Source organism: Nitrosopumilus ureiphilus (assembly GCF_013407185.1).
Taxonomy (GTDB): Archaea; Thermoproteota; Nitrososphaeria; order Nitrososphaerales; family Nitrosopumilaceae; genus Nitrosopumilus; species Nitrosopumilus ureiphilus.
On sequence record NZ_CP026995.1, the window covers coordinates 982,070 to 1,001,693 of the forward strand.

Consider the following 19,624-nt stretch of genomic DNA (forward strand, 5'->3'; position numbering starts at 1 on the left):
AGGAAAAGAGAAATCATTACAACGTAAAACTGCTTCAAGGTTATGGGGCATCACTCTCTCAAAGACTCCAAGATCATTCTAAAAAATGGCAGACATGATATCACTGGAAATCAAGAATCCGAAGAATGGTTTGTCAAAAATATGCCTTGTGAGAAAATAGTTCTTTTAGGTCAAGATACGTTTCAACTTATGCCAGAATAAATTCTCATTATTCCTCGATTATGCATTGGTGATGAATAATTGATAATCGCCCAAAATGATACAAAAATTACCTGAATTCTAATATCTAGATTTTATTTTGAGGCATGATTTGAAAATTGATAAATTAATTATTTGAAAAATAAATTGAATATTTTCCTCATTTTAGATTGCTCCTCATCTGTTTTATTTGCTAATGTGGGAGTTGGTTTTTCTACAAAAATTCCTTGTGGGCGATACAACAAAATTGCAAGTAAAATTGCCCCTAATAACAAAAAGTCAAGCCAAATAACATCAAATGGCACAAATCCTTCCAAAGAATCCTTGAAAAAAATGATGAACTTTCGTAGTGTTACAAAAACTAGTGTTCCAATCAACACACCCTTGTTGTTTGCAAGTCCTCCAATCAATATCATTAGAAACGGCCAAAACGTCCAGCTTGCTCTGTCATACGCAAATGCAATTGTACCACCAACGTAAAACGCGTATAATGCACCGCCAATTGCAGCAAGTGCAGCTGAGATCATTATTACTTTAATTCTAATCTGCATGGAATTTTTTCCAAGAGCTTCTGCTGCCACTTCATTATCTCTAACTGCTCGAAGCATTCTTCCTAATGGTGAGCGAATCATCCTTTCACTATACACATAAATGACTGCTGCAATTGCTACCAAACCAATTGTTGCTATAGGAAAACGCAGTTCATTAGGTAAAAATGACAGAGGATCAGGTACTTGTACTCCTAGGGTTCCACCAACTAACGGTGTGTAATTATTTCCAATGATTCTAATACTTTCTCCAAACGCTAATAGCGTTATTGCCAAATAATCTCCACGTAATCTTATTGCAGGATATGATGTAAGTAAACCGATTCCTCCTCCAACACCTGCAGCAATTCCTAATGTTAAAAAGAAAACTACAAAACCAATTCCAACATTATCTACTAACCATAGATTGATCTGAGATACTATTAACAAATTATCTGTAATGTAATCTCCTTCTATTCCTGCAATACTGGCAAAAATCCTGCCTGGAATTGACGCTGCAACAAATGCTCCTGCACCCACTGCTAACACTTTGCCAAAATTTGGAATTCCAGTATACCCAAATTCCATATTCAAACTAAGATTTACAATTACATAGATTGCAAAAATTGCAAGTAAATCTACAATGAAAATAGTTTCAGCTTCTAAAACCATGTCTCCTCAACTTTGACCAATTAATCCCAGCTAATCCCTTTGGTGCCAAAAATAATGTAACTACAATGAATATCAATGGAATTAAAGGACGATATGCAATTAACCATGCGCCAAATTCTCCCGCCAAAAATCTAGTTCCTAGAACCTCTGTTAATCCTACAAGTATGCCTCCTGCTATTGCGCCATAAATGGAAAGAAATCCTCCTGAAATACTTGCAGCAAATACACTAGGAATTAACTGTGGGCCAAGGTTCGGATCTCCTTGAAACCACAATGACATCAAAGCTCCTGCAATTCCTGCAAAACCTCCTCCCAATAACCATGAGACTCCATAAATCAATTTTACATTAATCCCAACTGTTTCTGCCAAATCTGAATTCTCAGTTGCTGCTCTCATTGCAATGCCAAATTTTGTTTTTCTTAACATAATGTGTAGTGTTATTGCCAAAATTGCAATAGTTATTGGAGCTACAATAACTATCAATGGCAATCCCATAAACTCAATATCGTAACTACGTAGAGAAAATTCCCTGGATGTAATCTGATATGTTTTCACTATGTAATCTGCTGTGATATTTAGTAATGCAATCATCACTAAATCAAACGCTAGTGTGGCAATCATCTGAATTGCTTGAGAAGATCCTTTTCGAATCAATGGTTTTAAAATGAATGTATATAGTAAAACTGCCACAATTCCAGATATTGCAAAAGATATTGGTATTGCAATGTATGGTACAAGACCCCAAACATGAGTTACAATAAGTGCAATATAGACTCCAATTGTTGCAAATGAAGCATGAGCAAAATTAGGCACTCTTGTTGTGATGTATGTTAGTGTGAGACCAATACCAAGTAGAGTTAAAAGACTTGAAAATATTATTGCATCAGAGAATATAGGATCAATAGTCAAACCATCACTATGACATCGAAAACCCTTAATTTCTTTATACCTTTGTTGTTTTGATGATAATTTTATCAATTTCTGATATTAGAAAAAATTTTGGAGGTCTAACAGTTCTTCATGGAATTGATATGGAATTAGAACGAGGAAAACTGTACCAACTAATTGGACCAAACGGTAGTGGAAAAACTACCCTGATTAATGTAATATCTGGATTATTGAAACCCGACTCTGGTAAAATAGTCTTTGAAGGAAATGACATTACATCAAAAGGACTCTATGATACTTTCAAGACTGGCCTGGTTAGAACTTGGCAAGTCCCACAACCATTTGCAAATCTTACAACTCTGGAAAATTTTCTTATCTCAAGTAGTAATAATTCTGGCGAATCTTTTCTTTATGCTGCACTAAAATCTAAATGGAGAAATGATGAAGAAAAAATCACCGATGAGGCACTAGAGATAATGGAATTGGTTAATCTATTGTCTCAAAAAGACACCCTTAGTCAGAATCTTAGTGGCGGTCAGCAAAAGCTTCTCGAATTAGGTCGTGCCATGATGTCTGGTGTACAAATGATACTGATGGATGAACCAATTGCAGGTGTAAATCCAACATTGGCCCATGAGATTTTTGATAAAATTTCAAAAATTTGTAAGAAACAAAAAATTACCTTTTTGATCGTAGAGCACCGACTAGACATAGCATTACAGTATGCAGATTATATCTTTGCAATGAATAGGGGCAAAATTATAGCAAAAGGAAATCCTGATGATGTAATTAAACATCCCGAAGTTATCGAATCGTATCTAGGAGAATAAATGTCCCAAAAGCAAATCCACTCAACAATTCATGTGAATGCCTTGAATTCAGGATATGTAAATAGTCATATTCTTTTTGGAGTAGACTTTGAAGCAAAAGAGAAAGAAATTACAGTAATTGTTGGTCCTAATGGTAGCGGAAAAAGTACTTTGCTAAAAAGTATTTTTGGTTTGTGCAATGTTTATTCTGGAGAAATTAATTATCAAGGAATCAGTATCGCCGGACTTTCACCACATGAAGTAGCCAGGAAAAAAATTGCGTATCTCCCTCAAGTAAACAATGTATTCAAAAATCTCACCATAAAGGAAAATCTTACAATGGCAAGCTATACTCTTGATGCAAAACAACAATCAACAAGACTGCCTGAAATTTTTGAGATGTTTCCTATTTTAAAAAAATATGAAAAATCAAAAGCGGATACTCTTAGTGGAGGTGAACGTCAGATGCTTGCAATGGCAATGGCGTTAATCAGGCAACCCAAAGTCATGCTCTTTGATGAACCCACAGCTAGCCTTTCTCCAAAACTAGCCGATGAAGTATTGTCTAAAATAAAACAGATGAGAGATGATTTTGGAATTACTATCATTCTTGTTGAGCAAAACGTTAAACGAGCATTAAAGATGGGTGATTATGTCTATCTTTTAGCAAATGGTAAAGGTGTCTTTAAAGGAAAATCCGAAGAACTACTTTCTCATCCTGAACTAGGTAAATTATACTTGGGAATTAATTAAATGAAATTGAATCCTCACTTTGAGTATACTGTCCTAACAGAATCCATTCTCCTCCTCTGATCCCCCATATTTCATAATTTGCTTGAGCTAAATCTCCTGCAGCATTTAATTTTGTGGAACCTATTGCCCCACTATAATTTTCTGCAATTTCTGGGATTTTGGATTTAATGGTGCTGACATCAGTACTTTGAGTTTCAAGCATTGCTAACCCAATTATCCATACTGCGTCATAGGAGGAGTGAACAAATGTGTTAGGTGTTTTACCTAGTGTTTCTGTCAGATGTGCTTGCACCCTCTCATATGTGGGATTTTTCGATGCTGCAACTTGAACTGTTGTAAATTGTACGTTAGTTGAAAACTCTAATCCTATTGGATCGTCAATTAATTTGTGTTCTTTTGTATTGGCACCGGGTCCAAACCATCTAACTTTATCCAAGATTTCATGTTCTGATGCTGATTGGGTAAACTGTAAAATTTCTGCAAATCCTAAAAATAAAATTCCAACTTTGTCTTCCCCATACTCATCTACATATTCTTGGACTTTTTTAGCTAACAATGAAGTAGATGCTGAAAATTCCGGTGATTCAGGATTATAACGTATTCCTTCATCTACTTGGCCTCCTCTTTTAGTAAATGAATTTGCTGTAGCTTCTTTTAGACCATCTCCCCAAGTATCTCCTCTCCAAACCGGAATCAACATTTGAATTTCTTCATGTTGGATTAACTTTCCAAGCGCTGTACCTTGATTTGAGTCATCAGGAACTAAACGAAATACACTGTCATTTGGTATAGCTAATGCTGGAGCAGAAGAACAACAACTAACAAGTAACATATTATTGGAATCTGAATATCCTTTGATGTTTCTAATGTTTGAACTTGTTTCAGGTCCAACTACAATTCCTATTCCTTTAGCATTTAATGATGATAATTTTTCTAATGCGATAACTGGATTGGTTGCTGAATCCTCTGATACCATTTTGAGATGCCATGGCGCTCCAATTTCTTCCAAGTGTTTATTGAAATCAACCACTCCGAGCTTTGAACCCTCCCAATTTTCTTCACCATGAGTTGCCAAATCCCCTGTAAGTGGAAGAATTAATCCAATTGTTACTTCCCCTGACAAGCCAACTGTGTCTACATCCACAGATGTCTGCTCTGTTGTATCTGATGGTGCATTTCCTGAATCTGTTCCTAATACCCCATAAACGATACTGATTACAATTAAAATTCCCACAATGCCAATTCCTATTTTTTTACCTGAACTCATGTCTGCAAAGAGTTGAGGTAAGTGATTGTTAAATCTTCCAACATGTGATTATTGTGGAATATTGATGATTTCTCATCAAATCCCACATATGTTAGGTGATTTATCTCTCAAAATTTGTATTTAATGGTGATGGATGATTCTGCCGTAAAATCAAAATCGATACTGATTAATAGATGACCTGTATAATATAGGTCGACCTAGATAAAATGAGTCAATATGAGCCTAATCTAAAAACATATGAGCGTGAGAGGATAGTTCTTGAGACCATCAGGAATTATCCTGATTTACATCATAATGCCTTGATGAAGTTAATTGTTCCAGAATTTATGGCAAAAACAACATTTGAGAAAACACGTGATTCACTAATTGATAAAGCAATCATTACAGTTCTGACAAAAGCAAACATGAAATTTTATCACCCTTCAAATAATTATGAATCAAAATCACAACATCAAGTTGAGAGAAATACGACCAACTATTTTCATGATATAAAGTCTCAAATTAAGAGATTAGATACGGATTATCTTCATAAAGACATTGATGAAAAAATAAACATCGCCAATTCTCTATTGAGAAATCTGCTGCAAACTGACAATGGATTCACAATTTTGGATGCTGGTAAAAATCCTAACAAAACATTGTACAAGGATGAGCATCTGGCAATACAACAATTAATTCACAAGGTATTTGAAATAGTGAGAAATGACCGTGATTCTGAGATCATTTTTCCTGCAATGGTGAGTTATTTGGGATTTATGTTACCTCAAAATTCATTGAATAAATAGAATTTCATCTAGTTATTTATTCGGGTAGATGACATAGTCATTATGGGATTGCTCTACACTAAATTCTATCTTGATTTTGACGAAAATGAATGGAAGCAAATTTCTAACAACCCTATTATTTTTCAGACTCTCAAAGATAGTGTAAGTTTAGATATTGAGGATTCATCGCATAAATCATACAAACTAAATTTTAAGGAAGGGGGGAAACTCCATATGTTTAGAGTAACTGGAAGATTTCGTCTTACTTGGGATGATGAAGATATACTCTAGATGTATAAAATAATAATGGGATTTTTAAAATAATTTTATGACATTAAAAGAACAAGTCACTAGGGTGATTAATGATTTTGAGAATGCATCTACTGAGCAAATTCTTGAAATTCTAGATAAAATAATGCCTGAATTTAAAAGTAATTTAACAACTGAATATCTCCAGGGTAAAATTCAAAAGATTTTGGAACTGGATGTTGAATCTGAAAAAAAGAAACAGTGCAAAGCATTAATGCCCTATTTGGATTGGTATTTGCAGGGATTGTAATATTATTCTGAAAATTGTTTTGTTTGAGGGAACTATTTGACCTAAAGTATTTGTAAATAATTTAGACAACATACTACGTGAAATGCCCCTAATGGCAATTTTTAGACAAAAAATTGGATTTTTACTCTTATAATATAAAACAAAAGTCTACTTTTCATTTTATAATTTCTCCAAATACAGGAGTATCAAAATCATCAGGCGTTTTTAACCAATATGTTTTTCCAAACATTCCTTTAAACTCACAGAATTTATCTTCTCGAGTGTTAAACTTGCCTGAAAAAATACAACTTTCAACACAATTCAATTCATTACTCATTTCTTGCGAAGATGAACCCCTAAAATTACCCTCATCATTGTAACTTCCAGATTTTGTAATGCACGCACCTTGTTCCAATTGAGGGACCACATACCCGCTAGGCAATAAAACAGTCAAAGTTGCAATTAGCAATATCACAAATATGATCAGTTTCTTGTATCTTTTTTATGTGGGAATAAATGATGGTTTGACATGGACAAATGCAAAATACAAAAATAAAATCATAATTCCAATTCTAAAACTCTCATAGAATAGATAGGTAGCTACAGGATCAGATAATTCTCTAGATTGTAATTGATAGAAAAGCAAACTCAACGGAATAACACCAAGATATGATACGACAATGCCGATAATGATGTAAATTATTCTTTTACGCAGATTTGTTTTAAAATCAATCATTTTTTCTCTATGTTTCTATTTGTTGCCAACACCACATCGAGGACATCCGCTTAATTTTTTGTTATATTTAGTACTGCAAATCCCACAAATCTTGGTATCCTCAATATAGTTTTTTTTGATGTATGGAATTACCAATTTGACGATTAGTGCTACAGCAATAGGGATTATTATGAGATACCAAACCATGAGTAATTGAAATTAATTAGTGTGGAGTTCATAAAGTATACTAATCTTTAATGAATCCATACAGGTTTGAATTGGGGGGGGGGGGTTTGTGGGTTGTACTCTACCTTGGGAAATTTCTTTTGAATGTCATCAAGATCCAATTCCTGTCCAATTGTAGCTGATGCCACAACGTTTTCAATACTTGCCATTGGTTTTGTCTGTGGCATGAATTATCGCGCTTTGAATTATTTTGAGATATTTGTGGATTGTTACAATTTTTGTCTAATATGATAAGCTGTGTGAGTATAATAAAAAAAGAAAAAAAGTTTGATTTTATAATTCTATTACTGAACCTGCTGATATGGAATATTTTTGACTCTGCTCTTCACCGTGAACATCATACCACGATATGTTCAGATTTACCTTGTTTCTGATTGCAGACTCTACTGTGATGCAGCTTGCTTGTCTCAATCTATACTGTATTGGTTTTTCTGGTATTGGGCTTTCTATTGTTTGCTGTGTTGATTTTTTCATGTTTTATAATTAGTAGTTTTGATTTATCCCTGTGAGTGAAAATTAATTTTTGATCGCTGTATCTATTTTGACTAGACGCTGCACCTAAACAAATAAAACTCTGAATTCACAGATGGTGTAAATTCAGAAAAGATGTATTATTTGTGATGGCAAAAAGAATTACAGTTGTTCTTGATGATGACACATTGAAAAAACTCCGACTCTTGCAGGCAAAGATAATAAAAAATAAAAATGCTAATGTCAGTTTCTCAAAAGTAATTAATTTGGTGCTAACAAAGTCACTCTAGCAAATTTATCTTCTCATTTTTATGCACGGTCTTGTAATGCCTTGCCAAGAAACCTTCGCCCTTCAATGTTACGCCGCAAATTTTGCATCTTATTCTTGCCAAAGTATTATTCTCATATTATGATCTGTTAATAATTATTGGGATCGTTCCATTTGAAAATGATTTAAAATGATGTGGTTTTTGAGACTTTTTACTGGATCCTTGCTGTCGCACATACCGCACTCTGACATAGTTTTTAAATATTTTTTGTCTTGTTAAATACTCCATAATACTACTCTATAGGATATTATCCCGTTCTTGTTTAAGTATCTTACTATATCCGACTAGGTATGATTATTGATTATGACCTATATGCTCTAAAAAATGGTCAAAACAGGTGTTAAAATTGGGAAAAGAGAAGGTCAGTGTTACAATTGATAATGATTTACTGGTGTGGTTAGATTCCCAAATTAAGAAGAAAAAATATGCCAGTAGATCCCATGGTTTTGAGTATGCCCTGAATGAGTTAAAGGAAACATCTTCATAGATTCATAACCTCATTTGATTGTAGCATTACCAGTACATTATAACAAAAATTGTACTATGCACTGATCCATGTTATTCATAGAACACATCAGTACTGTTTTAAATGGTCAAAAATTAGAAAATAATAAGTTATGAGGTCAATAAATGAAGAGCAAAATTAGTGATATAAAATAAATAGATGCTGTAATCTGACAAGTGGTAGAAAAAATGTTGCTAGTTTTCTATGAACAGGGTTCACTGAAAAAATCTCAAATTGTGATTTTGTAAAAGATTACAGCGAAAAAAATAAAGAAAAATAACAAAATTTCTTAATCAAATCTTATACGATTCTTCATTCGTATATGTTTAGTGGTTCATTTGTAAGTAAACTTGTAAAAAAACCTGATCCTGAAATAATATTTCGTGAAAATATGCCCAAACATGATCAGATCAAATCTGTATGGACTTGCACATATCATAGATTCGAATACTTTAAGGGCTTCTTATTCTGTGCATTATTACAAGCATGGAAAAACTACCAAAGATAGCAATTTACCTAGCAATTGGAATAGGTGTGACTATCTTTGCACTATTTTTGTATTCAATACTTCCACACATCATTGAAAATTCTGCACGAGATTGGGATAGGGCATTAGGCAATAGCTTGACAGAAGAAGAACTCAAGGAAATGTTTTACACAGATCCTGCTTATGTCGTCTTTAAAGAAAAATATCCAGATGCCACTGAGAGTTTTGAGAGTTGGAACAAGGGTGAAGGTAGGCTGGAATTAGTCATGTATAATTACACAAACTTTAATGAAATTCGATTAAATATCGACTATGATAATTATCGTTCCAAAGTAAATGTGAATGTTAATTGTCAAATTACAAATCCTGGCAGTGATCGTGACATTCACAGAGGTGTTCAAGGATCAGGTGCAGTAGATTTTATTGCAAAAGTTGATTGTCTTAATGGCATTGATGTATTTTCATATCCCCAAACTACCGATTGTGGACCTGGAACACGAGATATTGGAAATGGTGTTTGCATAGTAGAACCTTGAGATGAAAATCAAAACTGGAATTTTGATAATCATTGGAATTTTTGACAAGTTCGTTAATGTGATCTTTGGCATATGCAGAAAGTCTAAATGTGTGCCCTACTTCAAATGAGACGAGAATTTTTTTTAATCTTGTTTTGAATTTTTCATTGAACGGTTCTCGTCAAACTTCTTTATGACTTACCATGTTTCAGGCATTTTAGATTATCCTTTGACATGTTGTCGTATAATAAATGACAAATAATTGCTATAGGCATATTTGAGGATGGATAGTTTACTCAAACTGTTTTATTTTACGTAATGCAATTTTAATGGTATTTAGATCGTCTCTTGCTTCAACCATATTTCCTACAAGTTTGACGAAATATTCGTGTCCTGTATCTTGTGCTTTTTTTATATCTGTCTCATAGCAAGACAATGCTTTTTCTAAAAATGGGATACCTTCCTTTAATTTTGTAATTGATTGAATGTCTGATAAATTATTTTGAATTTTTTGTATTGTTTCATCAATTATGGGAATTGTTTTCATTGCTTGCTGATTTAGGACTGATGAAAACATTGCAGCGGCATCTTTTAGCTCCGGACTATTGCCGATGGTTTTTAGCCTGTTTCTATAATGTTTCAATGACTTAATAATTATTTCATAACCTCCTTCATCTTTCAAATAGATGGCACCAATCCAAAATTTTCCTGACATTTCTCAATATTCTGAATTTTGAATATTATAATTTAGTTGTGGAATTTAGATATATGTCATTTTTTAGTTATGATGATTAGGAGAAATTATTTGTTGTTTAAACATCAAAATTCTCTTGTATGGGTTGTTTACTTTTACTGATCAAGTTTAGCAAAATACCAGCTAAAGTTACGCCCATTCCTGCAAGTCCAATAAATGTTCCAATATTTTTAATCAATCTCAAAAAAGGATCAGTCTGACCTAATTCTATAGAGTAAAACATTACTAGTCCAGAAGCAAACATGACTATTCCAATAATTATTACTGGAAATCCTGTTTTCATATCTAAAGTGTTTTTTTCTAATTAATAAACGGAAATAGTTACAGTGCTGCTCTTTTAAATTGGATTTCTCATCATTAATGATTATTATTGCCTGTTCTTTGTTTTGATCTAAATCATCTAAAATTCCTGTACGTGTGATTTTTTTACAGTCATCTTTGCCAAAGTATGTCAAAAATAATCAAAAAGGTACCAGATAATTTGAAACAATTGACCTTGACAGAAACAATTGAAAAAGTAGAATTTCTAACTGACACTGATAATGGTGATGTCGGTAGGCTAACCACATACTTGAATATCTAAAAAATAATCGATCTCTATACTCCTCAGATCAAGTATGTCTGGAAAGCAAGTTAAATTCATCATTTTCACTTGAAGATGATGTTACTACTGGAGAAAATGAACTGCTCACTAAAATTAAACAGATAATTGATTCTGGGAACGGGGGGGGGGGGATCTTGAAAGATTATGACTCCTCTGTGATGTGATTAAAAATAACAAATCTTTCTATCATTTGGGCATTGTGTATTTAGAATCTGCATTAAATTTCTCAACTCAAATCCAACAAATTAAACCTAAAAAGCAATAGGGACACTACCAAATATTGTTTCCCTCCAAAAGAAATTTCTGCAGAATCTAAACAAAAAATTGTGCAAAAAATTAAAAATCAAAAATTAAAACAACAAGAAAAAATTAAAAAACAAATTAGTGATAAAAACAAAAAACTAAAATCTCTTGAAACTCCCTAATATGGCAAAACTTCTACAAAAAAATCTGTAACAAAGAAACTTAAAAAAGAGAAAAAATAGTTATTTTATTTTAATTGTGATCTCTTCACCATTTCCAATATTTGATGTAATGGTCTGAAGATCTGGATTTGCTTTCAAATAATTTGAAAATTCCTTCATATTCTCCCTATATTTTTCCGGATACAACATATTGTCTGTGATGATGACTCCTTGAATAGAAACCATTGGAAAAATTAAATCAAAATATTCAATGATATTTTCCTTATCTGCGTCAATTAAAACAAAATCAAAAAAATTTCTATATTTTTCTTGTTTGCTAAACTCCTTTATGATGTCTATTGCATTTCCTTCTTTAATGAGGATTGTATCTTGAATCTCTACCTTTAGAAAATTTTCTTTTGCTCTCTTAATTTTGGTTGGATTGTGCTCTACTGTTATGATTTTTCCTGATTGTTCTAAAATCGCTTCAGCACACCATATTGTAGAATAGCCTACTGATGTGCCTATTTCAAGCATATTTTTTGCCTTTTTTAGGCGTAAAATCATGTTTAATAGTTCCCCTGTTTCTTTTGTTATTGCAAGCATCCTATTTTCTGGCAAAACATTGACTTTTCTTGATTTTTCAAGCGATGATTGTACTTCTAATTCATTAAGAACATTAAGAATAGAATCCTTCATGTATTGACATATTCTCAAATGAATATAACTATGATTTTGTGTATTGTCTTTCCTGAAACGTTTTGATAGCTTATATTTAGTAAAAATATTTTTCATTTTATATGGTATCTGCAAAAAAACCTGATCTTTTAGATGTTGTTCAGAAAATTCTTAATTTAGATTCCAAAATGAGGTTTGCTGCTATAATTGATCCAAAGGGTAACATCAGAGAGGCAATTATGAAAACAGGAAAAACTAGTCTTAAAACCCAACACGAGGAAGAACATTTCTGCAAACAAGTTGCCCAAAGAAGATCAATGAGAAAAGAGTTTGATCGTTCTCTTGGTAAAGTGAGATACGTCCATGTTGAAAGAGAAAAAGTATCTCAAATGGTTATTTACACAAAAAGAAATATTGTATATTTTACAATGGAACCTGAAATGCCAATAGATACAAAAATTAGATTAATTACACGAATAAAGAAAATCACTGCAGATCTTTAGAGTTAACTCTGCATTCCATCTCAAAAACTATGACCTTTCACAAATATCTTGGCGATTCTAAAATGTTTGAATATGACAAACATTACAAAGAATGCCGGCAACTAAACAAACCTTTCATCAAGGCAAGAACAAATCCTAATCATGGAAATTATTATGTTCAAATTGATTTGATTACTTGCAACTATGAACTGACAAAAAAAGAACAAGAAGAAATCGTACAACTATTCAAAAATGAAATGATTTTTATAAAATCCTCACCGAATATTCTAAATTTCAGTATAGATAAAGAACTAGCATGGTTTGATGGTGTATCTCCTGAACATGTAGATGATTTTTGTAACTGTCTTTATGATTTAACTCAAAAATATCATGCTAGAATCTAATCAAATTTTTTAAAATTTTGTCAACAACCTGAACTTCCTGCCTTCTTTCTTTTATGGTAGTCTCATTCCATTTTTTTGCAAATTCTGACTGTTTGTCTAATTTTTCTAATTCTTCAATGTATTTTATTAGGTGTATTTTATAGTCCTGGAGCAAGTCTAAGTGCTTGTTGTGGTTTTTTTCAGTTGGCGTTACCATCCCATTCCTCTTCTTTAATCTCTGGAAACATCTCTCTTATTCGCTTTCTGTCTTTTTCCATTGCGTCAATTCTATTATCTAGGTGTTCTTTGATGGCCTGCTCTCTCTCTTGCTCTTTTTCTTTTTGAATATTTGAAATAACTTCAGTCAAAGATCTGTAATATGCAATATGGTTTTTCTTTGACTCCTCTGATCTGTCCTCTTTTTTTACATCCATGAAAAATTATTGGTTTAATTGAAAATAAGTACTTGATCATTTAATTCACATTTACACTAATATTGAATTTAAATTATCAAATAATATGAAAATTCTAGTTGATGAAAATCTAGATGGCATGGATGAACGACTAAAAGATTTGGGGTATGATGTTCAAAGTGTGCGAAAACTGCAGATTACAGGAAAAAAACTTGGCTCTGATTATTCCATAATTAACTATGCTCGTGAAAATGACATGATCATAGTAACAAAAGATACAGAATTTCGTAAGGCAAGTGAGGAAAACGATTTTCCATTGATTCTCCTTGATGATGATGAGATTCTCAAAGTAATCATAGAAAAACTAAAAAATTTCAGTTGACATTATTTGAATCCATTTGTGATATTCTCAAGTTTGCAAGAATCTCATTTAGAAAATCATCCTCTGGCTGATGTGCAATATCGTCCATAATTATTTTCCAACAATCCTCAATCTTTCTGTTTACCTGCGAGAACATCTTATCTTTTTTAAATGCTGGATAGTATGATAGTAACTTCATTATTCCATCTGTTGATTGCACAATGTGTATCAAGTGGATGATGGCCCTCAGTCGTTCATGGAATGAAAATTTTTCTTCATTACTAATGGTGTTGAAATTTTTTATTTCTTCAAAAACTGTTTCAATTTCTTTATGTAAACTTTTCAGTTGATTGTTTACTGATTCGTATAGATTTATCAATTCATATTCTATGTGAGATCTACTATGGACTTTTTTCTCTATTTCTCCTGCTTCTACTAGTGCACTGATTTCTCTGTAAACAATTTTCTCATTTCCCATCTTCTCAATTACCCTCTTGGCAAGTTCAGTGCCTCGAATTTTCCCGTTTTCATTGAGAATTCTGATGATCTCTGTTCTGATAATCTGTGAATCTTTATCCATAATTTCTCCCAGGATTATTTTTGATATTTTCCTAGCACTGATTTTTCCCCAATCTCATTAATCTCTCTTATTAATAATTCCAAAATTTCTATTCCTTTTTTGATTGGTTCTTTGTCAATACTTTTCAATTCTAAATTTTTTTTGAGTACATTTTTTTCATTATTAATAAAACTCAACAAACTAACATTTCCCCCCATGTTGAGATTTATAAAAAAATCAACATATTCTGAAGGTGACTCTATTCCCATATTTCCTGATTCTTCATCTAGTATTTGTTTGAATTCAGGCAAACTAGGTTTATTTAGAATTTTCACATCTACTGGGTATGGATAGTTGTGATCGCCGCGTTCGTGCTTATAAAAATGGAAAAATATTTGATGAGTGCAAAGAGATAGCAGAATCCATGAATCCTGATTTCAAAAAATACATTGAAGAAAAAGGACGAGTTTTGTGGACTGAAATTTTAGAAAAAGTGGATCATGATGAGCTATTATACAAACTCACACTAAAGTTTCTAAGACGTGACGGCTATGATATTGGAAATCACAAAATCCCTGAAGTCAAGAAATTCATTTCTTAGGATCCATTTTACAACTGCCATCTGGATTTTGTAATTTTTTTGCCATTACATATGGCGTGATGATTAAAACTGGAATTGAAATTGCAATGAAAAATGTCTGCATTTGAGTTAACGCGATTGATAGTGCTATTCCACTTGCGGTTCCAACAAAAATTGACAAAAACGTTCCTGCACATGTTGGACACGCAATGAATAATCCCGTTGCTGCCCCTATGGTGCTCATTCCTCTACCTTTCTTTGAAATGTTGTATGCGCTTACAGCAATTGCTCCATTCAATCCAACTAGATATGATACAATCACCTGTAAAACTAAATTTATTGGAATAATTTGTAATCCTACATGTTCTGTTAAATACACTATAATTTTTGGCATGTATCCTGGACCATCACAGCATGGTGCAATAAACCCTGATGGAATTGTTGCGCCATAATGAATTGCAAAATTAACCTCTGGTTGATATACCAGCGTTCCTGAAACTAGTGAGAAGAATATGCCGTATCCGATAAATATGGCAACAAAAATTCTACGTGATTTTGAATTCCAGGTGGTTAATGCGATAATTGTTGATAGATCTTTTTGATTTGCATTGACTTTTCCTTTATGATATCGATACAATCCAAAAGCAATGGCACCAAATGCAGTAACTAAAGTAATGTAAAACCCATAAGCTATTCTTTGTATTGAATCAATTGCAGCAGGAGTAAGTAATTCTGGATCTTGATATCTTGAATAGATCAAAAACAGTATGGCTATTGTTACAAATCCTAATGTGATTAGCTTTTTCCCCTTATTCACACTTTTTTCTAGCTGCTCATCCATAATCTCTGATCAGATTTAATGAAATTAAATCCTATCCAATTTGTTTTCTTACTGAATCTTTGATTTGTCTTTGGTATGTAGTCACGAAATATGGGTTGCTTCAATCCAAATATCTATGAAAATTATTTTGGTTCGTTTTCAATGTAAATTGCTTTTAAGACATTTGTTTTGCTAATTATGCCCCAACACCTAATTTCCCATTAATTCTAACATCTATGCCATTGATTCTATTTTATACCATTGTCTCGCATGCTACAATAAGATCTTCCTCAAAATTAACAGATTCAAAAGGTTTAGTCATTACATCCTTTGCTTGAACAGTGTTTTCAAAGCCTGATTCAGAAAAAATCTCTTTCTTGTAAAGACAATAGATACTGCGCCATCTGAATTATCTAGAACCGCATCAGAGTTTCCTTGTTCTAATACAACATGAAATAAATCCAGAAATGTCCGAATCTCTTCTAGCTCATTATTCTTGTTTTTTAAGAATACTCTTGAAATCTTGTTTTCAATCATTTTTGACACTATTTCTTAGAGAATCATCGGAGTTCATTGAATGTATGAAATTGTCATAATCTTCTCAACCCTATGTTTTCCAGGAATTTTTTTTAATATAATGCTCTGCAATGTTTGTTTTTGTTATTATTCCAACTATGCCCTGGAGTTTCTACAAATGATGAGGCAAACCAATGTCTTTTTCAGTTCCCATCTCTACTGGAAAATTTTCATCCGTTACAATTAGTCTACTTGTGTTATTTTTGATTAGTACTGAAATAACATAGGATAATAATACATTTGCTTCAATTGTGTGGATTTTTCGCAATCAAAATCAAATCAGACAATTAATTCCCTCTCAATTATTTAATTAGATATACGGGAATTTTGGATTTTTGAAGTACATGATTTGATACACTTCCAATCATGTCTTTTGATGCCGAACCTGAACCTGTAGTACTCATTACAATATGATCAAATTTTCCAGCCTTTGCTGTATGTAATGTAACATAACTTGGTGATCCTCTGAGAATCTTTGTGATGAATTTTACATTCTTGTTTCCTGCACGCTTTTCTGCTTTTCTCAAAAGAATTTTTGCATCTTCTACAAGTTGTTTATCAAATGCTTTTGTTCTGGGACCTCCTTCTATTACGTGTGGGATTACATGAATGCATGTTATTTGTCCATGTGTAAATCCTGCTAGAGTAATTGCTCTGTCTAGGGCTTCGAAGGATTTTTTTGAACCATCTAGTGGTACTAGAATTCTGTTAAGATCCATATGCTAATCCCTAAAGCAGTTCAATATTAAGATTAGATGTTATTCCCATCTTGAATATCTATTCTAATGTGAACAAGTTTGAAATAAACCCAATCAAAAAATATTTGTTCATGATGGAAAAGCAATTACAATTGATGGCGAAAAACAATCTCCGATAAACCAAAAATAATAATTTTTTAACTAAGTTTAGGCACAAATATGTAAATTATTGCAATGATTTCCAATCTTCCAAATATCATTAAAAATCCAAGGACGATTTTTGTTGCAGGATCTGTATCCAAATCAATAACTCCTGCTGATAATCCTCCTGTAGTAATTACTCCTGCAGCTTCAAAGAATGCATCCTGATATGATACTTGTTCACTTTCAGCAAGATGTATTCCTGTAATTGCAGAAATTATTGGAAATAACGCTAATATGATCAGAGTTGATATGATTTCTTTTTTTGTCTCTGTTGTTAATTCTGCTCTTTTTACTTTGTTTAGCAAAGATCTGATGTGTCTCAAATGCAATAATCTAAAAATCTTCAGACCTCCTGCTGTTGAAAATCCACATCCTCCAATGAACATCAAAATTATCAATATGGTGTGTGCTCCTCCATTAAGTCCTGCAAGGCTCTCTTGTTGAAGTCCTGCAGTAGTACTGGCTGAAACAGAATAAAATGCACTTTGTAATGGATCTAATCCACTTATTGAAATGAATAAGATTGTGGCACTACCTAAAATTGCAAAATATGTTAGTACTTCTTTTCCAAGTTTTGGGGACAAGAATTTTTTTCTAACAAATGCATAGTGAAATGTAAATGGTAATGCTCCTAGAATCATTCCACCCATTAGAATTAGATGTTCTTGCCAAAGTAAACCGTCAAGAATTGTAGATGTTGGTAAAAATCCTCCAGTTGCAAGTGTACTCATCGCCAATGAGAAATTATCAATAATGTCCCCTTCTCCAAAAACATACAATAGTGTTGCAACAATAACAATGTAAATAGAAAATATGACTGTGATGGTAAGAAATAGTTCTTTCATATGAAGTGTTCTACCTGAAATAAAACCCCGCATCGACTGTAATTTTGACTCTGGATAAAATGCTGTAATTACCAAATATATGAAACTCATTCCTCCCACAAGCTGTGTGTAGCTACGGAAAAATGTAAAGCTCTGAGACAAGTTTTCTGGTTCTTGAAACAATGATATCCCCCCAGTTGTAAATCCTGCCGCACTTGAAAAGAATGCATTTGAAAATGCTTCAATACTAGTTTCATGACTTGGTAGTACATACAGATATGGAACTGTGCCAAACAAAGTTAATAGAAATAGGCTAGCAAATACCAGAATTGATGCCTGCTGAAGATTAAGACTTGACTTTTCTCCATAAGAGTTCAGAAAGAATCCTGTTACAAGCAAAAGAACTGTGGTCAGATAAATCCCAGTAGCAATCACTGTATCTTCTAAAACTGTTGCAAGGATAGCTGGTACAAGTAATAACACTCCGGCAAATTGTAACACAAAACCCAGATTCCCAAGAATTGCTTTTACTGGGGGACTCAAAAGACGAGGTGGTGTAGCTGTGGCATCTCGAATTACATTTGCAATCGCTGTCTGAAAGATCATGCCAATTACCATGTTTTTCTTTGATAGAACCGGCAATTTTCTAATGCCATTATCTCGCATTTTGTGCAGTGCATCCTGCAATGTTGATTTTTCATTAATTGTAATCAGTGGGGTTGTCATGATGTCTTTTAGTCTGGTGGCCTCGGCGTAAACTGTGACATCGCTGACTTTTTTTAGAATGTCTTCATCCGTCACAATTCCCACTGGAAGATTATTTTCATCAGTAACAATAATGTCATCTGTTTCGTAATGTCGTAACATCCTAGCTGCTTCTCTAGTTTGAGTATTCATACTGAGTATGAGGACATCCTGGTCCATGTATTTTGTAACAGACTTGCTTAGAACATACGATACAGCACGCTCTGGATTTGTCGACATTAAGCTTATCCACTGCTGTTGATTTTAAATAATTTGGGGTTAGGCACGATTCTTGATCGTATAAAAATAATTTGTAATTGATCTTCTTGATTCTTGATCTGAAAAATTTGCTATCTTTATAAGCACTAAATCGGTAGTTTATGCGTAATACGATGGAAATTGATCAAGCACAAGAGCCTGATTATGAATCTGTGAAAATTGATTATGTTGGATTCGTTGACCCATATGCCGTTGAAGGAATGGTTGTTCTAAAAGCTGATAGTGGAAAAGAATTTCATATGAGGGCATTTTCTGGCGAAGTTGCTAGACATATCTCAAGTTTTAGTGACACTGATGGAGAATCTGCACCATCAATCTACAAGATGATTGAGGAGATCTGTGAAGAAAATGAATTGGTTTTAGTTAAAGTAAAAATTTATGAAAGCGGCGAAGTTTTACGTGCAAACCTGTATTTTACAGGCAAAAAAGATCTTGTATTACGAAATTATCGAGCATCTGATGCCATGGCCCTAGGAGCATTTTACAACATTCCTATACTTGTTAGAAAAAATCTCCTAAAAGAAAGCATGGAAGCATAAATTCTGTAATTTTCCCATAATTAGAATAGTTTTATTC

Annotated in this window: 34 protein-coding genes; 15 read left to right on the forward strand and 19 right to left on the reverse strand. The window is 33.0% G+C overall.

Annotation, left to right across the window (positions count from 1 at the left end):
* The first annotated feature begins 42 nt into the window (after positions 1 to 42).
* Positions 43 to 201: a hypothetical protein gene (locus C5F50_RS05760; protein ID WP_179372703.1), complete on the forward strand. Its 159-nt coding sequence runs from the start codon at positions 43 to 45 to the stop codon at positions 199 to 201.
* Between the two features lie 128 nt (positions 202 to 329).
* Here C5F50_RS05760 and C5F50_RS05765 read toward each other — a convergent pair whose 3' ends face one another.
* Together C5F50_RS05765 and C5F50_RS05770 are read right to left on the reverse strand one after the other, a co-directional pair.
* Positions 330 to 1,397: a branched-chain amino acid ABC transporter permease gene (locus tag C5F50_RS05765; RefSeq protein ID WP_179372704.1), complete on the reverse strand. Its 1,068-nt coding sequence runs from the start codon at positions 1,395 to 1,397 to the stop codon at positions 330 to 332.
* Positions 1,381 to 2,307, reverse strand: coding sequence for a branched-chain amino acid ABC transporter permease (locus tag C5F50_RS05770; RefSeq protein ID WP_179372705.1), 927 nt, complete (start codon positions 2,305 to 2,307; stop codon positions 1,381 to 1,383). Before C5F50_RS05770 ends, C5F50_RS05765 begins: the two co-directional genes overlap by 17 nt.
* 53 nt (positions 2,308 to 2,360) lie before the next feature.
* Here C5F50_RS05770 and C5F50_RS05775 point away from each other — a divergent pair, with 53 nt between their 5' ends.
* Together C5F50_RS05775 and C5F50_RS05780 are read left to right on the forward strand one after the other, a co-directional pair.
* Positions 2,361 to 3,116: an ABC transporter ATP-binding protein gene (locus tag C5F50_RS05775; RefSeq protein ID WP_179372706.1), complete on the forward strand. Its 756-nt coding sequence runs from the start codon at positions 2,361 to 2,363 to the stop codon at positions 3,114 to 3,116.
* Positions 3,117 to 3,848, forward strand: a complete 732-nt coding sequence (locus tag C5F50_RS05780) for an ABC transporter ATP-binding protein (RefSeq protein ID WP_179372707.1) — start codon at positions 3,117 to 3,119, stop codon at positions 3,846 to 3,848.
* Here C5F50_RS05780 and C5F50_RS05785 read toward each other — a convergent pair.
* Positions 3,841 to 5,115 carry an ABC transporter substrate-binding protein gene (locus tag C5F50_RS05785; RefSeq protein ID WP_179372708.1) on the reverse strand — a complete coding sequence of 425 codons (1,275 nt, stop codon included), beginning with the start codon at positions 5,113 to 5,115 and terminating at the stop codon, positions 3,841 to 3,843. The genes C5F50_RS05780 and C5F50_RS05785 overlap by 8 nt on opposite strands.
* 206 nt (positions 5,116 to 5,321) lie before the next feature.
* Between C5F50_RS05785 and C5F50_RS05790 the strand changes: the two genes are divergently transcribed.
* From C5F50_RS05790 to C5F50_RS05800, 3 genes are read left to right on the forward strand one after another with little or no spacing between them, the layout of a single operon-like run.
* The gene (locus C5F50_RS05790) at positions 5,322 to 5,900 is read left to right on the forward strand and encodes a hypothetical protein (protein ID WP_179372709.1); all 579 of its coding nucleotides are present in this window, start codon (positions 5,322 to 5,324) and stop codon (positions 5,898 to 5,900) included.
* 42 nt (positions 5,901 to 5,942) lie between these two features.
* Entirely contained in the window at positions 5,943 to 6,170 is a 228-nt protein-coding gene (locus C5F50_RS05795) for a hypothetical protein (RefSeq protein WP_179372710.1), read from the forward strand.
* Between the two features lie 37 nt (positions 6,171 to 6,207).
* The gene (locus C5F50_RS05800; protein ID WP_179372711.1) at positions 6,208 to 6,438 is read left to right on the forward strand and encodes a hypothetical protein; all 231 of its coding nucleotides are present in this window, start codon (positions 6,208 to 6,210) and stop codon (positions 6,436 to 6,438) included.
* A gap of 154 nt (positions 6,439 to 6,592) precedes the next feature.
* Here C5F50_RS05800 and C5F50_RS05805 read toward each other — a convergent pair whose 3' ends face one another.
* From C5F50_RS05805 to C5F50_RS05820, 4 genes are all read right to left on the reverse strand, one after another.
* A complete protein-coding gene (locus C5F50_RS05805) occupies positions 6,593 to 6,892 on the reverse strand; it encodes a hypothetical protein (RefSeq protein WP_179372712.1) in 300 nt (99 codons plus the stop codon).
* Positions 6,893 to 6,919: 27 nt separating this feature from the next.
* Positions 6,920 to 7,153 carry a hypothetical protein gene (locus tag C5F50_RS05810; protein WP_179372713.1) on the reverse strand — a complete coding sequence of 78 codons (234 nt, stop codon included), beginning with the start codon at positions 7,151 to 7,153 and terminating at the stop codon, positions 6,920 to 6,922.
* 233 nt (positions 7,154 to 7,386) lie between these two features.
* Positions 7,387 to 7,545, reverse strand: coding sequence for a hypothetical protein (locus tag C5F50_RS05815; RefSeq protein WP_179372714.1), 159 nt, complete (start codon positions 7,543 to 7,545; stop codon positions 7,387 to 7,389).
* A 106-nt stretch (positions 7,546 to 7,651) separates the two neighbouring features.
* Positions 7,652 to 7,852 carry a hypothetical protein gene (locus C5F50_RS05820; RefSeq protein ID WP_179372715.1) on the reverse strand — a complete coding sequence of 67 codons (201 nt, stop codon included), beginning with the start codon at positions 7,850 to 7,852 and terminating at the stop codon, positions 7,652 to 7,654.
* Between the two features lie 146 nt (positions 7,853 to 7,998).
* Between C5F50_RS05820 and C5F50_RS05825 the strand changes: the two genes are divergently transcribed.
* From C5F50_RS05825 to C5F50_RS05835, 3 genes are all read left to right on the forward strand, one after another.
* A complete protein-coding gene (locus tag C5F50_RS05825) occupies positions 7,999 to 8,139 on the forward strand; it encodes a ribbon-helix-helix domain-containing protein (RefSeq protein ID WP_179372716.1) in 141 nt (46 codons plus the stop codon).
* A 385-nt stretch (positions 8,140 to 8,524) separates the two neighbouring features.
* Positions 8,525 to 8,665, forward strand: a complete 141-nt coding sequence (locus C5F50_RS05830) for a ribbon-helix-helix domain-containing protein (RefSeq protein WP_179372717.1) — start codon at positions 8,525 to 8,527, stop codon at positions 8,663 to 8,665.
* Between the two features lie 504 nt (positions 8,666 to 9,169).
* Positions 9,170 to 9,706 carry a hypothetical protein gene (locus C5F50_RS05835; RefSeq protein WP_179372718.1) on the forward strand — a complete coding sequence of 179 codons (537 nt, stop codon included), beginning with the start codon at positions 9,170 to 9,172 and terminating at the stop codon, positions 9,704 to 9,706.
* 271 nt (positions 9,707 to 9,977) lie between these two features.
* Here C5F50_RS05835 and C5F50_RS05840 read toward each other — a convergent pair whose 3' ends face one another.
* On the reverse strand, positions 9,978 to 10,400 hold the full coding sequence (locus tag C5F50_RS05840; RefSeq protein ID WP_179372719.1) for a hypothetical protein: 423 nt from the start codon (positions 10,398 to 10,400) through the stop codon (positions 9,978 to 9,980).
* Positions 10,401 to 10,497: 97 nt separating this feature from the next.
* Positions 10,498 to 10,722 (reverse strand): hypothetical protein, encoded by a 225-nt coding sequence (locus C5F50_RS05845; RefSeq protein ID WP_179372720.1) that lies wholly within the window; start codon positions 10,720 to 10,722, stop codon positions 10,498 to 10,500.
* 165 nt (positions 10,723 to 10,887) lie between these two features.
* Between C5F50_RS05845 and C5F50_RS13225 the strand changes: the two genes are divergently transcribed.
* Positions 10,888 to 11,022, forward strand: coding sequence for a hypothetical protein (locus C5F50_RS13225; protein WP_280924477.1), 135 nt, complete (start codon positions 10,888 to 10,890; stop codon positions 11,020 to 11,022).
* Between the two features lie 506 nt (positions 11,023 to 11,528).
* On the opposite strand, the gene C5F50_RS05850 is transcribed toward C5F50_RS13225, so the two are convergent.
* A complete protein-coding gene (locus tag C5F50_RS05850; RefSeq protein WP_179372721.1) occupies positions 11,529 to 12,146 on the reverse strand; it encodes an O-methyltransferase in 618 nt (205 codons plus the stop codon).
* Positions 12,147 to 12,247: 101 nt separating this feature from the next.
* Between C5F50_RS05850 and C5F50_RS05855 the strand changes: the two genes are divergently transcribed.
* The gene (locus C5F50_RS05855; RefSeq protein ID WP_179372722.1) at positions 12,248 to 12,628 is read left to right on the forward strand and encodes a DUF6659 family protein; all 381 of its coding nucleotides are present in this window, start codon (positions 12,248 to 12,250) and stop codon (positions 12,626 to 12,628) included.
* Between the two features lie 29 nt (positions 12,629 to 12,657).
* On the forward strand, positions 12,658 to 13,011 hold the full coding sequence (locus C5F50_RS05860; RefSeq protein WP_179372723.1) for a hypothetical protein: 354 nt from the start codon (positions 12,658 to 12,660) through the stop codon (positions 13,009 to 13,011).
* On the opposite strand, the gene C5F50_RS05865 is transcribed toward C5F50_RS05860, so the two are convergent.
* A complete protein-coding gene (locus tag C5F50_RS05865) occupies positions 13,001 to 13,207 on the reverse strand; it encodes a hypothetical protein (RefSeq protein WP_179372724.1) in 207 nt (68 codons plus the stop codon). The genes C5F50_RS05860 and C5F50_RS05865 overlap by 11 nt on opposite strands.
* Positions 13,191 to 13,424, reverse strand: a complete 234-nt coding sequence (locus C5F50_RS05870; protein ID WP_179372725.1) for a hypothetical protein — start codon at positions 13,422 to 13,424, stop codon at positions 13,191 to 13,193. The genes C5F50_RS05865 and C5F50_RS05870 overlap by 17 nt, the downstream gene beginning before the upstream one ends.
* A gap of 85 nt (positions 13,425 to 13,509) precedes the next feature.
* On the opposite strand from C5F50_RS05870, the gene C5F50_RS05875 reads away from it, so the two are divergent.
* Positions 13,510 to 13,785: a DUF5615 family PIN-like protein gene (locus tag C5F50_RS05875; RefSeq protein WP_179372726.1), complete on the forward strand. Its 276-nt coding sequence runs from the start codon at positions 13,510 to 13,512 to the stop codon at positions 13,783 to 13,785.
* Here C5F50_RS05875 and C5F50_RS05880 read toward each other — a convergent pair.
* Positions 13,778 to 14,344, reverse strand: coding sequence for a hypothetical protein (locus C5F50_RS05880; RefSeq protein WP_179372727.1), 567 nt, complete (start codon positions 14,342 to 14,344; stop codon positions 13,778 to 13,780). The two genes, C5F50_RS05875 and C5F50_RS05880, sit on opposite strands and share 8 nt — an antisense overlap.
* Positions 14,345 to 14,358: 14 nt before the next feature.
* On the reverse strand, positions 14,359 to 14,658 hold the full coding sequence (locus C5F50_RS05885; protein WP_246282185.1) for a hypothetical protein: 300 nt from the start codon (positions 14,656 to 14,658) through the stop codon (positions 14,359 to 14,361).
* A gap of 11 nt (positions 14,659 to 14,669) precedes the next feature.
* Here C5F50_RS05885 and C5F50_RS05890 point away from each other — a divergent pair, with 11 nt between their 5' ends.
* Complete coding sequence (locus tag C5F50_RS05890; RefSeq protein WP_179372728.1) at positions 14,670 to 14,924, forward strand: hypothetical protein; 255 nt, start codon at positions 14,670 to 14,672, stop codon at positions 14,922 to 14,924.
* Here C5F50_RS05890 and C5F50_RS05895 read toward each other — a convergent pair.
* The 5 genes from C5F50_RS05895 to C5F50_RS05915 form a co-directional block, all read right to left on the reverse strand.
* Entirely contained in the window at positions 14,914 to 15,744 is an 831-nt protein-coding gene (locus tag C5F50_RS05895) for a hypothetical protein (protein WP_179372729.1), read from the reverse strand. The two genes, C5F50_RS05890 and C5F50_RS05895, sit on opposite strands and share 11 nt — an antisense overlap.
* A 300-nt stretch (positions 15,745 to 16,044) precedes the next feature.
* The gene (locus C5F50_RS05900; protein ID WP_179372730.1) at positions 16,045 to 16,260 is read right to left on the reverse strand and encodes a hypothetical protein; all 216 of its coding nucleotides are present in this window, start codon (positions 16,258 to 16,260) and stop codon (positions 16,045 to 16,047) included.
* A gap of 151 nt (positions 16,261 to 16,411) precedes the next feature.
* A complete protein-coding gene (locus C5F50_RS05905) occupies positions 16,412 to 16,567 on the reverse strand; it encodes a hypothetical protein (RefSeq protein WP_179372731.1) in 156 nt (51 codons plus the stop codon).
* Between the two features lie 34 nt (positions 16,568 to 16,601).
* Positions 16,602 to 17,018 (reverse strand): universal stress protein, encoded by a 417-nt coding sequence (locus C5F50_RS05910; RefSeq protein ID WP_179372732.1) that lies wholly within the window; start codon positions 17,016 to 17,018, stop codon positions 16,602 to 16,604.
* A gap of 176 nt (positions 17,019 to 17,194) precedes the next feature.
* Positions 17,195 to 19,009, reverse strand: coding sequence for a potassium transporter TrkG (locus tag C5F50_RS05915; protein WP_179372733.1), 1,815 nt, complete (start codon positions 19,007 to 19,009; stop codon positions 17,195 to 17,197).
* A 152-nt stretch (positions 19,010 to 19,161) separates the two neighbouring features.
* Between C5F50_RS05915 and C5F50_RS05920 the strand changes: the two genes are divergently transcribed.
* The gene (locus tag C5F50_RS05920) at positions 19,162 to 19,587 is read left to right on the forward strand and encodes a bifunctional nuclease family protein (RefSeq protein ID WP_179372734.1); all 426 of its coding nucleotides are present in this window, start codon (positions 19,162 to 19,164) and stop codon (positions 19,585 to 19,587) included.
* Positions 19,588 to 19,624 lie beyond the last annotated feature (37 nt).

Excerpts from the sequence above, each read along its gene's own strand:
- C5F50_RS05875 (WP_179372726.1), top strand. The coding sequence starts at position 13,510 with ATGAAAATTCTAGTTGATGAAAATCTAGATGGCATGGATGAACGACTA.
- C5F50_RS05865 (WP_179372724.1), bottom strand. The coding sequence starts at position 13,207 with ATGGTAACGCCAACTGAAAAAAACCACAACAAGCACTTAGACTTGCTC.
- C5F50_RS05780 (WP_179372707.1), top strand. The coding sequence starts at position 3,117 with ATGTCCCAAAAGCAAATCCACTCAACAATTCATGTGAATGCCTTGAAT.
- C5F50_RS05810 (WP_179372713.1), bottom strand. The coding sequence starts at position 7,153 with ATGATTGATTTTAAAACAAATCTGCGTAAAAGAATAATTTACATCATT.
- C5F50_RS05850 (WP_179372721.1), bottom strand. The coding sequence starts at position 12,146 with ATGAAGGATTCTATTCTTAATGTTCTTAATGAATTAGAAGTACAATCA.
- C5F50_RS05790 (WP_179372709.1), top strand. The coding sequence starts at position 5,322 with ATGAGTCAATATGAGCCTAATCTAAAAACATATGAGCGTGAGAGGATA.
- C5F50_RS05765 (WP_179372704.1), bottom strand. The coding sequence starts at position 1,397 with ATGGTTTTAGAAGCTGAAACTATTTTCATTGTAGATTTACTTGCAATT.
- C5F50_RS05760 (WP_179372703.1), top strand. The coding sequence starts at position 43 with ATGGGGCATCACTCTCTCAAAGACTCCAAGATCATTCTAAAAAATGGC.
- C5F50_RS05870 (WP_179372725.1), bottom strand. The coding sequence starts at position 13,424 with ATGGATGTAAAAAAAGAGGACAGATCAGAGGAGTCAAAGAAAAACCAT.
- C5F50_RS05795 (WP_179372710.1), top strand. The coding sequence starts at position 5,943 with ATGGGATTGCTCTACACTAAATTCTATCTTGATTTTGACGAAAATGAA.
- C5F50_RS05785 (WP_179372708.1), bottom strand. The coding sequence starts at position 5,115 with ATGAGTTCAGGTAAAAAAATAGGAATTGGCATTGTGGGAATTTTAATT.
- C5F50_RS05815 (WP_179372714.1), bottom strand. The coding sequence starts at position 7,545 with ATGCCACAGACAAAACCAATGGCAAGTATTGAAAACGTTGTGGCATCA.
- C5F50_RS05775 (WP_179372706.1), top strand. The coding sequence starts at position 2,361 with ATGATAATTTTATCAATTTCTGATATTAGAAAAAATTTTGGAGGTCTA.
- C5F50_RS05855 (WP_179372722.1), top strand. The coding sequence starts at position 12,248 with ATGGTATCTGCAAAAAAACCTGATCTTTTAGATGTTGTTCAGAAAATT.
- C5F50_RS05860 (WP_179372723.1), top strand. The coding sequence starts at position 12,658 with ATGACCTTTCACAAATATCTTGGCGATTCTAAAATGTTTGAATATGAC.
- C5F50_RS05915 (WP_179372733.1), bottom strand. The coding sequence starts at position 19,009 with ATGTCGACAAATCCAGAGCGTGCTGTATCGTATGTTCTAAGCAAGTCT.
- C5F50_RS05895 (WP_179372729.1), bottom strand. The coding sequence starts at position 15,744 with ATGGATGAGCAGCTAGAAAAAAGTGTGAATAAGGGGAAAAAGCTAATC.
- C5F50_RS05825 (WP_179372716.1), top strand. The coding sequence starts at position 7,999 with ATGGCAAAAAGAATTACAGTTGTTCTTGATGATGACACATTGAAAAAA.
- C5F50_RS05845 (WP_179372720.1), bottom strand. The coding sequence starts at position 10,722 with ATGAAAACAGGATTTCCAGTAATAATTATTGGAATAGTCATGTTTGCT.
- C5F50_RS05840 (WP_179372719.1), bottom strand. The coding sequence starts at position 10,400 with ATGTCAGGAAAATTTTGGATTGGTGCCATCTATTTGAAAGATGAAGGA.
- C5F50_RS05835 (WP_179372718.1), top strand. The coding sequence starts at position 9,170 with ATGGAAAAACTACCAAAGATAGCAATTTACCTAGCAATTGGAATAGGT.
- C5F50_RS05820 (WP_179372715.1), bottom strand. The coding sequence starts at position 7,852 with ATGAAAAAATCAACACAGCAAACAATAGAAAGCCCAATACCAGAAAAA.
- C5F50_RS13225 (WP_280924477.1), top strand. The coding sequence starts at position 10,888 with ATGTCAAAAATAATCAAAAAGGTACCAGATAATTTGAAACAATTGACC.
- C5F50_RS05910 (WP_179372732.1), bottom strand. The coding sequence starts at position 17,018 with ATGGATCTTAACAGAATTCTAGTACCACTAGATGGTTCAAAAAAATCC.
- C5F50_RS05900 (WP_179372730.1), bottom strand. The coding sequence starts at position 16,260 with ATGATTGAAAACAAGATTTCAAGAGTATTCTTAAAAAACAAGAATAAT.
- C5F50_RS05800 (WP_179372711.1), top strand. The coding sequence starts at position 6,208 with ATGACATTAAAAGAACAAGTCACTAGGGTGATTAATGATTTTGAGAAT.
- C5F50_RS05920 (WP_179372734.1), top strand. The coding sequence starts at position 19,162 with ATGGAAATTGATCAAGCACAAGAGCCTGATTATGAATCTGTGAAAATT.
- C5F50_RS05880 (WP_179372727.1), bottom strand. The coding sequence starts at position 14,344 with ATGGATAAAGATTCACAGATTATCAGAACAGAGATCATCAGAATTCTC.
- C5F50_RS05890 (WP_179372728.1), top strand. The coding sequence starts at position 14,670 with ATGGATAGTTGTGATCGCCGCGTTCGTGCTTATAAAAATGGAAAAATA.